This is a genomic window from Winogradskyella sp. ABM4_392, from assembly GCF_056160445.1.
Genome location: NZ_JBSWXE010000006.1, coordinates 63,051 through 75,807, shown reverse-complemented (window position 1 = coordinate 75,807; position 12,757 = coordinate 63,051). Strand labels below are relative to the sequence as shown.

Sequence of the window (12,757 nt, the reverse complement as noted above, 5' to 3'; positions counted from 1 at the left end):
GACAGCATATCATAAGGGTTTATTATCTTTCAGAAAATTAAAACTACAAACTTAAGCTTCACAACAACCAATTTAGAATGGTGCTCATATTGAAAAGCTCATATTCAAGGAGCCTTTTTTTGTATGTGATATACTGGGTAAGTAATCGTTTTCTTTTCAGCCTTAATACCATAGTTATCTTCTAAATCGGTTTGCATTAACTGAAAAAACTTATAATGAAAATCCCAATCATGAAGTGTTAAACTCATACCTGAATCATCTGGCACAATAACTGGCATATCTAAGACATATGCTAATTGATAAGCAATATCTTTTAAAGACACATTATCACCTTGTATTTGAGAATCGCCTATTAAATATTTAGCATTATTTTTTCCCCAATCTATTTGGTTAGTGTCCCAAAATCTTGGTGTATCTACAGTAAAGCTAATACCTTCTCCTTCGTTGAATTTTCTATCCACTCCCAAGTTTAATTCTGTAATTAATTTAAAAGCAATATTTTCATTTGCATTTAATGGTTTTTTAAAATACACTTCATAGTTGGTATCCAAACCATCAGCAATGACAATTTGATTCTTATATATTTTTGCCAAATATCCTAAAACAGCCTTTAAAGATCCTGACACTTTTAAATATTTGTCATTATCCACTACGTTCAATTCTTCAAAACCACTTGCCAAAGGTTTAACTTCCATTGCTTCTGTGGGAATGTATTCGTTTGAAGTTTCATCTTCAACACTAATAACATTAAAAAATGAGCTTAATGATGTTTTAGCAGTTTGCTGTCTTAGAAACCTTGCCACCATTTCTTTCTTTAGATCTGGAGCTCCGCCTTCCCAAAGCACCTTTCCATTAGCATTAAACAAAACACCTGCAGGTAAAACATTTACATTGTACTTACCGAATGTCTCTTTATTATAATCTATGGCAACAGCTAAATCATTGGGCTTTTTCTTTAAAAATTTCTCAACCTTTATCGGATTTTCGCTTGATAATGAAACGACATAAAAATCATCTGGAAATTGGCTTTGCAACACCTTCAAATGTTCTTTAGCCGCTATACACGGAACACACCAAGTTGCCCAAAAATCGACAAAATATAATTTATTATTATCTGGAGAAGCAATTTTAGATTCTTGAAGAAATTCTGAAACGTTAATCTGACTATGTCCGTAATTAAGTAACAAAAATACTATTGCGACAAATGAGAGAAGTTTTTTATTGAAAGAATTCATAATGAATTTTACTGTTTACAAATGGATAATCAAATACTGTGCTAAAAATAAGAATTTTAACTAATTAATGTATTCTAACGTTTTTCTGTCGTTAAAATTGCTATACTTTGTGGTACTCTATATTTTTAAAATATCTTTGTTAAAACTAAATCTTCAATTTATGATTAAAAGAATTTTTGCCCTCCTAATCGTTTTAAATTTAACTGCCTGTGCAGAATTACAAAATGTAATAAATGAGTTACCACAAACAGGTGGATTAAGTAATGAAGATATGGCTGCCGGTTTACGCCAAGCATTAGACTTTGGTATTGACAAACAAGTTACCAAGCTTACCCAAAAAAATGGTTTTTACAAAAACGAATTAGTTAAAATTCTTTTACCTGAAGAGCTGCAAAAAGTAGATGAAGCATTACGAAAAGTAGGATTGAGTAGTTTAGCCGATGATGGTATAAAAGCACTTAACAGAGCAGCTGAAGATGCCGTAAAAGAAGCCACACCTATTTTTGTAAATGCCGTAAAGGACATCACTTTTAATGATGCAAAAAATATTTTGCTTGGTGAAGACAATGCGGCGACCGAATATCTAACTTCAAAAACACAGACGCAGCTTTACAATAAATTTAAGCCTGTAATAAGCAACTCTTTCGGTAAAGTTGGTGCAGACCAAATATGGAATAATCTTATTACCAAATACAACAACTTGCCGCTTACCAATAATGTAAATCCAGATTTAACAGATTATGTAACCACAGAAGCTTTAAAAGGCGTGTATACCATGATTGCTGTGGAGGAGAAAGAAATTAGAACTAAAGTATCATCTAGAACTACAGACTTACTAAAAAAAGTATTTGCCCTACAAGATTAATTATTTAACATAATTTTTTCACTAAAACCTGCATCTTATTTGCTTAATTTTTAGTAAATTAGAAGACTAACCAATTTTCATTTATTGTGCAGAATTCAGAACACTTGCTCCGAAAAAGGTTAAAATTAAATCAAGAATACCTACGTCTTATTGAGGATGCATACAATCTGAGGCAAACTGATCATGCACTAAGTGATTTTTCAGAATTTAAAGCTACCAAAGTCTTACACCAATTAAATAAACTTAAGTTTATTATTGGTGACTCTAAATTACAGGCTAACTAATTTTTGCGCTTATACAAACCGTCAAAGGCCACAGTTACATCTTTACCATCTGTTATAGTTTCCCAAAGTTGTCTTACAGTACCATCTGCATTATCTGTCCAAGTGACACGATGGTAAAATGTTTTTCCTTCGGAATTAGTTTCTTCATCAGTTTGTAAGATCATTTGATTACCAACTTTACTTCCTTTGAGATGCAAGCTTTGTCCTTGGTTATCTATCCAGATTTGCTCCCACTGTTCTGTCTTGTAGTTATAGAAATTATTACTTGTACCCGTATATCCTGGTGTAGCACTAGTCCAATTTTCTTGCAATACACAATCTCCTTGTATTTTTTCTATCGTATTCTCTCCTGCTCTTGCTCCATTAGGATTAGTTACCTCCCAAGTACCTATCCAAAAATCAAATTCTGAGTGTTTTTCTGTACAACATTTGCAAGTAGAATTTTGCGCACTAACGAATGTGCTAAACATAACAAAGACCAAAAGATGTGTAATTGTTTTCATGATTGATATAGTTTTAGCCTAAGTTATTAAACTACATTTAATTATATGCTAATATTAACATAACATTTAAACCACAGAAAGTCAACATCTTTGTACTGCAAAAGAGATTAAGTCTTAAAAGAGATTAGAACAGTTAGTTAGATTAAGGTCGGTATTTTAGTTAGGTACCGACTTTTTTATTTAATAAAATGATGTTTGAAAATACTTGTAAGACTTCAATAATCGGCTTCCATACCACGAAAACATTTCACCATCAACTATACTTATATCTTTTAACGGAAACTGCTCTCTAAAACCCTCTATATCTTTAGTTTTAAAAGGATATGGCTCACTTGAAAGGAATATTAAATCGGCTTCTTTTAATTTTGAATGCTCTAAATCTATTTCAGGATAACGCGATTCGTTTTCAAAAACATTACTAAAACCAGCTTCGTTAATCATTGTATTTATAAACGTATTTGAAGCTGCAACCATCCAAGGATTCTTCCATATAAAATAGGCAACTTTCTTCTTCCTTGTAGATTGTAATGCAGATTGAAATTTTTGTCTTTCGGTTGTAATAGCTACAATTAAATCTGAAGCATTTTTAGAGCTATTGAAAATACTACCATACATTTTTATAAGCTCTAAACAATCATCAACAGTATCTACATCACTAATATGTATAGGAGCTACATCTTCTAAATCTTTGATTATTTCCTTTGTATTTTCTTCTTTATTACAAAGTATAATGTCTGGCCGAAGCGCTTTTATTTTATTAAGATGAATCTGTTTTGTACCACCAACAACGGTTTTTTGTTTTCTGAGATGATTTGGGTGTACACAAAATTTTGTAACACCTACAAGGTCGTTTTCTAGTCCTAAATCAACTAATAATTCGGTTTGTGAAGTCACCAGAGACACAATGCGTTTTGGTATATACTCTAGCTCGACGTTTCTATTTAACTGATCTAAGTATTTCATCTTAAGATGTTGAAATGAGTTTAGATTAGCTAATTTTAAGCATTCAGAATTTCACTCATCTGCAACTGCAACTCTTTAGCTTTTGCTGCTGCAGCCTGTGCAAAATCATCGTTTTGAGATGCATATATTATTCCTCTAGAAGAATTAATAAGCAAACCTACAGTATCAGTCATTCCGTATTTACAAACATCTTGAAGGTTACCTCCTTGTGCACCAACGCCTGGCACCAACAAAAAACTATCTGGTATGATTTGCCTAATATCTGCTAAAAATTCTGCTTTAGTAGCACCAACCACATACATTAAATTTTCAGAATTTTTCCAAGTTTTTGAAGTTTGTAAAACCTGTTTATAAAGTTCTACTCCATCAACGGTTTTAGTTTGAAAATCGAAAGCTCCTTGATTAGATGTTAATGCTAACAAAATGGTGTTCTTGTCCTCAAAAGCTAAAAAAGGTTCTACCGAATCTTTGCCCATATATGGTGCTACGGTAACACTATCAAATCCTAAATCTTCGAAAAAGGCCTTAGCATACATAGTACTTGTATTACCTATATCTCCACGCTTTGCATCTGCAATGGTGTAAATTTCCGGATGCTTGTCGTTAAGATAGTTTATTGTTTTTTCTAACGCCTGCCAACCTTTAATACCATAAGCTTCATAAAAAGCAGTGTTAGGCTTGTATGCCACACAAAGCTGATGTGTTGCATCAATTATAGCTTTATTAAAAGCAAATATTGGGTCTTCTTCCTCTAAAAGGTGTTGAGGAATTTTATTTAAATCTACATCTAATCCTATGCAAAGAAAGGATTGTTTTTTCTTGATTTGAGTGATTAGTTGGTTCGTTGTCATTAAAAGTTATAAATTAATGTTCCTATTATATTCTCTTCATCTACAAAACCTCTATATCTAGAATCTAATGAATTATCTCTATTATCTCCGAGAAAAAAATATTTTTTTGGTGGTAAAACAATAGGTCCAAAATTACTTATGTTCCAATTACCTTTTTTAGAAGAAATGTCTCTAGAAAGTGCTGAAAAATCATCATCTAGGCGTCTCTTAATTTTTAGTTGAGAATTAGCCACATAATCAGAATCTAAAAAAACCACCATAGAATCGTTACCTTTTATATACATCTGAAAAGATTCATCCTCTTTAAATTCTTCTATTAAATTTTTTCCAATATTATTTGAAACCACGTATGAATATCTTAAATTCAACAAGGTATCTACATTCTTGTCGTTAACATAAATCACTCCTCTCCTACACTCTAACTTATCACCAGGTACAGCAATCAATCTTTTTATTAATGTCCAACCATCCAAACTATCTGAAAATTTAAAATAGGCAAAATCCATAGGCTTTGGCTTAATTAAATTTGAACCAATCAATTTTGAATTCAATTTTAAATTAGGTTCGTTTGAAGTACTTGGAAGTGTGTAGTAAGACAAAGCACCTGTTAGCCTTGCTAAAATAATTACAGCACCTAAAATGGATAATAAAATTAAAAGTTTTCTTTTCATAAAAAAAGCCTCAAAAAAGAGGCCTGAAAATTTATATTGCTTCGTCGCTAGCTTTTAACAACTCAGTGTTTTCTGCAAGCATTAACTCGTCTATTATTTTTTGAATATCTCCGTCTATGATATTTGATAAATCATATAAGGTTAACCCAATTCTATGATCGGTTACACGACCTTGAGGATAGTTGTACGTTCTAATCTTAGCACTTCTATCACCAGAACTTACCATACTTTTACGCTTTTCTGAAGCTTCTGCCTGACGCTTTCTTAATTCTTCTTCATATAATCGCGAACGTAAAACCTTTAAGGCTTTTTCTAAGTTTTTGTGCGATGATTTCTGATCTTGACAACTTACAATCATACCTGTTGGCTCGTGGTGTAGCTTAATTGCAGAGTATGTTGTATTTACCGACTGACCTCCAGGACCAGTTGATGTTGTACGCTCTATACGAACCTCTGTCATGTCTAGTTCGTAATCAAACTCTTCAGCTTCTGGCATTACCACCACAGTTGCTGCACTAGTATGCACACGACCTTGTGTCTCTGTTTGTGGTACACGTTGTACACGATGTACACCTGCTTCAAACTTCATAGTACCGTAAACATCTTCTCCAGAAACCTCGAAAATAATTTCCTTAAAACCTCCGGATGTTCCTTCGCTTGTACTTACTACATCTACCTTCCAACCTTTATTACTACAGTATTTTGAGTACATTCTGTATAAGTCACCTGCAAAAATACTGGCTTCATCACCACCTGTTCCTGCTCGCACTTCTACAACAACATTCTTGGCATCGTCTGGATCTTTTGGTATCAATAAGAAACGTATTTCTTCTTCTATTTTAGGCAAATCTTCTTTGGCTTCATCTAACTGCATTTTTGCCATTTCTACCATCTCTGCATCAGAGCCATCTGCTATAATTTCTTCAGCTTCAGAAATATTATCTAATAATTCTTTATAAACGTCCCCTTTATCAACTATTTTTTTTAGGTCTTTATATTCCTTATTTAGTTGAATGTAACGCTTTTGATCTGCAATTATATCTGGTTGAATTATGAGGTCATTTACCTCATCGAATCGTTGTTTTACAATCTGAATTTTCTCTAACATCTCTCTTCAAAAAATTGGAAGTCAAAAGTACAATTTTTTAGTTGATTATGGAGATTTAACTTTTTAGAAACTTATTTCTGAATTCATAGATTTTATCAAAAATGTATTTTACGTCTATTTTAAAAAATATTTTCTATCTCTTTAGCGTTTTAGGTAGTATGCGAAAGCAGTTTACCTCTATACTAAACTACTACAAGCCGCTTGCTCTTTGGTCGTTTTTAGTGACCATTGCTATTACGGTAATTAATCCAGAATTGATTTTAGCGCTTTGCACTAAATTATTCCTGGTCTTTCTACTATGGATAATGATTAGTGATAGAAAATTAAGGCAACGCTTAAATTTTTATAAAATAAGAGGTGTATCTAACCTTAAGTTTTTTAGTATCATATTTTTGCTAGACAGTTTAATTACCAGTGTCTTTCTTTCGTTGATAAAAGGTTTTATTTGAAAGCGTAACACTAGGGCTCTGAACTTCCGTTAATCACATTCTCTAAATCTACCACAACACCAACACCTAGTAATTGTTTCCATTGAATTCTAGGTCCTTCAATAACTACCTCTTCATTTGTAATCTCATTGGTTTCTACCTCAGAATTGATATCGTGATCATATCTTAAATGAGACCCTAAGGTTGCCTGCACATATTTATTAACTTTCATGCCTACATTAACCTCCCAATCTACATCTACATTTCCAAAATTTACCAAATAGTCGGTATAAAGTCTTAAGCGTGAGTTTAATTTTATGTTCTCAAAAACTTCATCTTCAAATTGCCCTGTAAAGAGCATTCCAAATTCCTGACGAGTAGTTTCACCCTTTCTTATAACATTTCCTTCCATATCATAAATAGCAGGCTTTACTCCAAAAGCACCTTGATTAGCCAAGGCTTCATCTAAAACAAACGTAGTCTTCAATGTTATAGGTGATACATATAAAGAAAATCTGTCTATATGTCTACCATATTCCATACCTGCACCCAAGAATACATAGCCTGGCGCCATAAACTTTGAAATAGGATTGTTATCATTTGGATTACTATAACCATTTGCAAATTGCGTATTGAAACTAAACCTGGCCGAATAAAACCAATTGCTTTCAGGACTTTTGTCTAATCCGAAATTAGAAATCACTTCAATCACATCTTCAGTTTTAAACAATGACTGCCCTTCTTGCTTATTTAAACCATATCGCAGGTTTAATGAAGAATTCCAAAAGTAAGTTTCTGTTCTATATTTAGCTGTTGCTTTGCCACTGAGAATTGCTGTAATAGAGTTGGTACCACCAGCATTCCAATTGGTAAAAGACACTTGATTTAATGTTAGTCCTACTTCGTTTTTAGTATTCCAGCCTAAATCTATTTTTAATGCAGGATCGACAAAAAAAAGTGAATCTGGTTGTGCTACAATAGTGACAGATGTCAATAAGAAAAAAGCAAATATTAATCGCTTTATGTTTTGCATATGCGCTTTAATTTAATATGTAAATGTACCGTACTCGCTTGTAATACTTAGCTTTTTAGTTTCTAAAGCCTCTACTCTACCTATAATCTGAGCATCAACATTAAACGATTTAGAAATTGCAATAATATCTTCAGCGATTTCAGGCTTTACATATAACTCCATTCGATGACCACAGTTGAATACTTGATACATTTCTTTCCAATCTGTCTTAGATTGCTCTTGTATAAGCTTAAACAACGGCGGAATTTTAAACATATTATCTTTTATAATATGAAGCTTATCTACAAAGTGAAGAATTTTTGTTTGTGCTCCACCACTACAATGTACCATACCATGTACAGTATCACTTTTATATTTATTAAGTATTTCCTTAATTATTGGAGCATAAGTCCTTGTTGGTGACAATACTAATTTACCTGCATCTATTGGAGAGTTCTGTACAGTATCAGTCAGTTTAGTATTACCAGAATACACTAAGTCTTTAGGCACTGATGCATCAAAACTTTCAGGATATTTTTCTGCTAAATATTTTGAAAAAACATCGTGTCTTGCTGATGTTAACCCATTACTTCCCATTCCGCCATTATACTCAGTTTCGTAAGTAGCTTGTCCAAAAGATTCTAAACCTACAATAACGTCACCTTCAGATATGTTAGCATTGTCTATGACGTCAGAGCGTTTCATACGAGTCGTAACTGTAGAATCTACAATTATGGTTCTTACTAAATCACCAACATCCGCTGTTTCACCTCCAGTTGAGTGAATAGTTACTCCAAAGCCTTTTAAGTCGTCAATCAATTCTTCTGTACCATTGATTATGGCTGAAATAACTTCTCCTGGAATAAGATTTTTGTTTCTTCCGATTGTAGAGGATAACATAATATTATCTGTTGCGCCAACACACAACAAATCATCAATATTCATGATTAAAGCATCCTGAGCTATACCTTTCCATACAGAAAGATCTCCTGTTTCTTTCCAATACATGTATGCTAAAGATGACTTTGTACCTGCACCATCGGCATGCATTATTAAACAATAGTCATCATCGTTTGTTAAATAATCTGGCACAATCTTACAAAAGGCCTTAGGAAACAAACCTTTATCTATATTTTTTATGGCATTATGTACATCTTCTTTTGAGGCAGAAACACCTCTTTGGGCATATCTTTTGCTTACAGAATTACTCATAGAAACTCTTAATGATTCTTAGTAATGCAAAAGTAAGAATAGAAATTAATTATTTGATTAAATTAGAATTTATTACAGTATCTATATTTTCTAAAATCTGTTCTTTTCGTTTTTTACCACCAAAATAAAGGTTAACACCTAATCCTACTCGCAAAAAAGACTCATCGTTATCAGGCATTATTAGCCCCTCCATTTCATTAGAAAGTACAAAATTATAATCCCCAAATAACTTTATCCCTAAGCCTTCCATAACAATATATTCTAACCCTAACCCAAACTGAACTTTGGTATGGGTTTCCTCAAAATAATTAGATGCATTGTAACCATAGCCACCAAAAATAAACGGAGAGAACTCATTATAAGGACTTACTAAATACTCAATATTGAGATCAAAAGACATAAAGCCTAAGTTAGTATTTTCATCTAAGACTATATTATATTTATTATAGGATAGATTGATATCGAGATTACTATTAATATGGTATTTGTATCCTATTCTTAGAAAAACATCGAGTTCTGAATTTGGATAATCACCAAATAACATAGAAGTACCAACAACAGCATCGACAACATGAGTTCCCCTTAGTGTCAAAAATTCTAACTCATGAAGCAATCTCTTGTTTGTTTGATCTGTTTCTTCTTGTTGAACACTTTCTTCTTGGGCAGTAATACAACATAGACTTAGAAAAATAAAAATTATTGTTAGGAATTGATTTTTATTTGTAATAATCATGTAAGCTTAATTAGCAAGTAAACTTAGGTCATTTAAGTATCTGAGGTTGCGCAATATAGAAAAATATTTCACAACTAATAAATAAAATGAAGCATCTACTGTAACAAAAAAAGGATAAAACCACAGCAATGGTAATATCCTTCTATAAATTTTTAATGGCTAAAAGCCGTTAATATCTTATTTTTTTAAGACTCCGTTTGTAGCTCAGGTTGTACATTAACAACCTCATCCTTAACAACATCTTTTATGTCTTTGGAATTGTCTTGGGATAGAATTAAGGTCGCACCCACTAGAATAGCTACACTTAATAGTAACTTCTTCATTTTTACAAATATTGATTAATAGCACTACAAACATACTAAATAAAGATTTTTAAAAAATGATGAAAATTAGTTTTTTTATGACAATCCATTGGGTTTTCGACAATGCGACAATTGTTATCGACAAACGACACTAATTCAAATTCTGAAACTAAGTTTTATACGTAATTATACGTATAAAACTAGCATCAAAGCCTTTTGAAAATTTTGAAAGCTCATTTTTACTTAGTAAAAAGAAGCTCTCTATATTTTGTAAGTGGCCATAACTCGTCATCTATCATTAACTCTAATTTATCACAGTGGTACCTTATATCATCAAAGATCGGTTTTACTTTATTGCAATAACCTTTAGCTTTCTTTTCTATATTGTTTTGAGAATTTAGGCTTTTACGCTCATCAATCATCGTAGTAACCAAAGAATTTATTGCTTCTATGTGTTTAGAAATCTGCTCGATAATATTTAATTGTTCTTTAGCAAAATCCTTAAACTGATCTCCATAAATAGTCTTAAGCCCTTTTACATTTTCTATAAGGATATTTTGATACCTCACTGCCGTAGGTACCACATGATTGCGAGCAATATCACCAATAACTCTGCTTTCAATTTGTACACGAAGAATGTACTCCTCCATTTCTATTTCATAGCGCGCCTTAGCCTCAATTTCATTCATAACACCAAGATTCTCAAACAACTCAATAGAAGACTTAGCTATCTTAACCTTAAGTGCATCAGGTGTTGTTTTATTATTGCTTAGACCTCGTTTTTTTGCTTCTTTTTCCCAAGCTTCACTGTAACCGTTTCCTTCAAACAATATTGCTTTTGAAGTTTTAATATACTCTCTTAAGACATTAAAAATGGCATCATCTTTTTTCATTGATTTTTTGTCAATCAACACATCAACCTCTTCTTTAAAATCCATTAATTGCTTAGCTACAATAGTATTTAAAACCGTCATAGGATTTGCACAATTTGCCTTAGAACCAACTGCTCTAAACTCAAATTTATTGCCTGTAAAAGCAAAAGGTGAAGTTCTGTTTCTGTCAGTGTTATCTAACAAAATTTCAGGAATTTTACCAACAACATTCAGCTTTAGATCTGTTTTCTCTTGAGGTGATAATTTTCCTTTAGTTACGGTTTCTAATTCTTCTAAAACCTTAGTTAATTGAGCACCAATAAAAACTGAAATTATTGCAGGAGGCGCTTCATTAGCTCCCAAGCGATGGTCATTACTTGCTGACGCAATGGCTGCTCTTAATAATTCTTCGTGTGTTTGTACTGCTTTTATCGTATTAATAAAAAAGGTTAAAAACTGTAAGTTACTCATTGGTGTTTTGCCAGGAGATAAAAGATTTATTCCTGTATCTGTACTAAGACTCCAGTTATTATGCTTACCCGAACCGTTAACACCTGCAAACGGTTTTTCGTGCATTAATACACTAAAATTATGACGCTTAGCAACCTTTTGCATAACATCCATTAATAGCGAATTGTGATCTACAGCAAGATTAGCTTCTTCAAAAATTGGTGCTAATTCAAATTGGTTTGGAGCTACTTCATTATGTCTAGTTTTTACAGGTATACCTAGTAACATACACTCGTTTTCTAAATCTCTCATATATGACATTGCTCTCGATGGTATACTTCCAAAATAATGATCATCTAATTGTTGCCCTTTTGCTGGTGAATGTCCAAGCAAAGTTCTACCTGTAAGTACTATATCTGGCCTAGAAGTTGCCAAGGCTGTATCTATTAAAAAATACTCTTGTTCCCACCCTAAAGAGGCACTAACTTTCTTCACATTTTTATCAAAGTATTTACAAACCGCAACTGCTGCTTTGTCAACAGCGTGTAATGCTCTTAGTAATGGTGTTTTATAATCTAAAGCTTCACCAGTGTAAGACACAAAAACAGTAGGAATACACAATGTTGTTCCGTAAATAAATGCTGGTGAGGTTGGATCCCAAGCAGTATAACCTCTAGCTTCAAATGTATTTCTTATGCCACCATGCGGAAAACTAGAGGCGTCAGGTTCTTGCTGCACCAATTGACTACCTCCAAACTTTTCAATAGCCATTCCATCTCCAATAGTTTCAAAGAAAGCATCATGCTTCTCTGCTGTTGCACCTGTCAAAGGCTGAAACCAATGCGTATAATGAGTAGCACCTTTAGAAATTGCCCATTCTTTCATTCCTGTAGATATATGGTCAGCTAAAACACGATCTATTTTTGTCCCTTTAGTTATAGCCTCAATAATACTAGACAAAGCTTCTTTGGTTAAATATTGACGCATTGCATTTTCATTAAACACATTTGCACCAAACACTTCTGAGCGTCTTTTAGGCTCATCTATTTTTAGGGGTTTTCTTTTTAATGATTCTTTAACTGCGAAAAATCGTAATGTTGACATATTAGTAATATTTTGGCTCAAAAATACGAATTTATCAGGTTTACATAAATTAACCCCCTAAATTTTAGGGTTTATTAACAGCTTTTAATAACATTTAATCTAAAAGCCCCTATTTTTTTTGACGGTATTGAAAAAAAACTAATATTTGCATCATCTAATAACAA

At 32.6% G+C, this 12,757-nt stretch carries 13 protein-coding genes; 2 read left to right on the top strand and 11 right to left on the bottom strand.

Annotated elements, in window-relative coordinates:
* Positions 1–104: 104 nt before the first annotated feature.
* On the bottom strand, positions 105–1,235 hold the full coding sequence (locus tag ACXAFS_RS12815) for a TlpA family protein disulfide reductase (protein ID WP_475307409.1): 1,131 nt from the start codon (positions 1,233–1,235) through the stop codon (positions 105–107).
* Between the two features lie 160 nt (positions 1,236–1,395).
* Here ACXAFS_RS12815 and ACXAFS_RS12810 point away from each other — a divergent pair, with 160 nt between their 5' ends.
* Both ACXAFS_RS12810 and ACXAFS_RS12805 read left to right on the top strand, forming a co-directional pair.
* The gene (locus ACXAFS_RS12810) at positions 1,396–2,100 is read left to right on the top strand and encodes a DUF4197 domain-containing protein (protein ID WP_475307408.1); all 705 of its coding nucleotides are present in this window, start codon (positions 1,396–1,398) and stop codon (positions 2,098–2,100) included.
* Between the two features lie 86 nt (positions 2,101–2,186).
* Positions 2,187–2,384: a Lacal_2735 family protein gene (locus tag ACXAFS_RS12805; protein ID WP_475307406.1), complete on the top strand. Its 198-nt coding sequence runs from the start codon at positions 2,187–2,189 to the stop codon at positions 2,382–2,384.
* Here the strand turns inward: ACXAFS_RS12805 and ACXAFS_RS12800 are convergent.
* From ACXAFS_RS12800 to ACXAFS_RS12755, 10 genes are all read right to left on the bottom strand, one after another.
* Positions 2,381–2,887, bottom strand: a complete 507-nt coding sequence (locus tag ACXAFS_RS12800; RefSeq protein ID WP_475307405.1) for a hypothetical protein — start codon at positions 2,885–2,887, stop codon at positions 2,381–2,383. The two genes, ACXAFS_RS12805 and ACXAFS_RS12800, sit on opposite strands and share 4 nt — an antisense overlap.
* Positions 2,888–3,067: 180 nt before the next feature.
* A complete protein-coding gene (locus ACXAFS_RS12795; protein ID WP_475307403.1) occupies positions 3,068–3,850 on the bottom strand; it encodes an ABC transporter substrate-binding protein in 783 nt (260 codons plus the stop codon).
* A gap of 35 nt (positions 3,851–3,885) precedes the next feature.
* Positions 3,886–4,701: an orotidine-5'-phosphate decarboxylase gene (gene pyrF, locus ACXAFS_RS12790; protein ID WP_475307402.1), complete on the bottom strand. Its 816-nt coding sequence runs from the start codon at positions 4,699–4,701 to the stop codon at positions 3,886–3,888.
* Entirely contained in the window at positions 4,701–5,372 is a 672-nt protein-coding gene (lepB, locus tag ACXAFS_RS12785) for a signal peptidase I (RefSeq protein WP_475307400.1), read from the bottom strand. The genes pyrF and lepB overlap by 1 nt, the downstream gene beginning before the upstream one ends.
* A 31-nt stretch (positions 5,373–5,403) precedes the next feature.
* Positions 5,404–6,480 (bottom strand): peptide chain release factor 1, encoded by a 1,077-nt coding sequence (gene prfA / locus ACXAFS_RS12780; RefSeq protein WP_278005865.1) that lies wholly within the window; start codon positions 6,478–6,480, stop codon positions 5,404–5,406.
* 459 nt (positions 6,481–6,939) lie between these two features.
* Positions 6,940–7,941: a DUF3078 domain-containing protein gene (locus ACXAFS_RS12775; protein WP_475307399.1), complete on the bottom strand. Its 1,002-nt coding sequence runs from the start codon at positions 7,939–7,941 to the stop codon at positions 6,940–6,942.
* A 12-nt stretch (positions 7,942–7,953) separates the two neighbouring features.
* Positions 7,954–9,132: an AIR synthase related protein gene (locus ACXAFS_RS12770; RefSeq protein WP_475307398.1), complete on the bottom strand. Its 1,179-nt coding sequence runs from the start codon at positions 9,130–9,132 to the stop codon at positions 7,954–7,956.
* A 49-nt stretch (positions 9,133–9,181) separates the two neighbouring features.
* Positions 9,182–9,865 carry a Curli production assembly/transport component CsgG gene (locus ACXAFS_RS12765; RefSeq protein WP_475307396.1) on the bottom strand — a complete coding sequence of 228 codons (684 nt, stop codon included), beginning with the start codon at positions 9,863–9,865 and terminating at the stop codon, positions 9,182–9,184.
* Between the two features lie 185 nt (positions 9,866–10,050).
* Positions 10,051–10,188: a hypothetical protein gene (locus tag ACXAFS_RS12760; RefSeq protein WP_475307395.1), complete on the bottom strand. Its 138-nt coding sequence runs from the start codon at positions 10,186–10,188 to the stop codon at positions 10,051–10,053.
* A gap of 218 nt (positions 10,189–10,406) precedes the next feature.
* Positions 10,407–12,593 (bottom strand): glutamine synthetase III family protein, encoded by a 2,187-nt coding sequence (locus ACXAFS_RS12755; protein WP_475307394.1) that lies wholly within the window; start codon positions 12,591–12,593, stop codon positions 10,407–10,409.
* Positions 12,594–12,757 lie beyond the last annotated feature (164 nt).

Coding starts and splice junctions, on each gene's coding strand:
- ACXAFS_RS12815 (WP_475307409.1), bottom strand. CDS start 1,235: ATGAATTCTTTCAATAAAAAACTTCTCTCATTTGTCGCAATAGTATTT.
- ACXAFS_RS12810 (WP_475307408.1), top strand. CDS start 1,396: ATGATTAAAAGAATTTTTGCCCTCCTAATCGTTTTAAATTTAACTGCC.
- ACXAFS_RS12800 (WP_475307405.1), bottom strand. CDS start 2,887: ATGAAAACAATTACACATCTTTTGGTCTTTGTTATGTTTAGCACATTC.
- ACXAFS_RS12795 (WP_475307403.1), bottom strand. CDS start 3,850: ATGAAATACTTAGATCAGTTAAATAGAAACGTCGAGCTAGAGTATATA.
- pyrF (WP_475307402.1), bottom strand. CDS start 4,701: ATGACAACGAACCAACTAATCACTCAAATCAAGAAAAAACAATCCTTT.
- lepB (WP_475307400.1), bottom strand. CDS start 5,372: ATGAAAAGAAAACTTTTAATTTTATTATCCATTTTAGGTGCTGTAATT.
- prfA (WP_278005865.1), bottom strand. CDS start 6,480: ATGTTAGAGAAAATTCAGATTGTAAAACAACGATTCGATGAGGTAAAT.
- ACXAFS_RS12775 (WP_475307399.1), bottom strand. CDS start 7,941: ATGCAAAACATAAAGCGATTAATATTTGCTTTTTTCTTATTGACATCT.
- ACXAFS_RS12770 (WP_475307398.1), bottom strand. CDS start 9,132: ATGAGTAATTCTGTAAGCAAAAGATATGCCCAAAGAGGTGTTTCTGCC.
- ACXAFS_RS12765 (WP_475307396.1), bottom strand. CDS start 9,865: ATGATTATTACAAATAAAAATCAATTCCTAACAATAATTTTTATTTTT.
- ACXAFS_RS12760 (WP_475307395.1), bottom strand. CDS start 10,188: ATGAAGAAGTTACTATTAAGTGTAGCTATTCTAGTGGGTGCGACCTTA.
- ACXAFS_RS12755 (WP_475307394.1), bottom strand. CDS start 12,593: ATGTCAACATTACGATTTTTCGCAGTTAAAGAATCATTAAAAAGAAAA.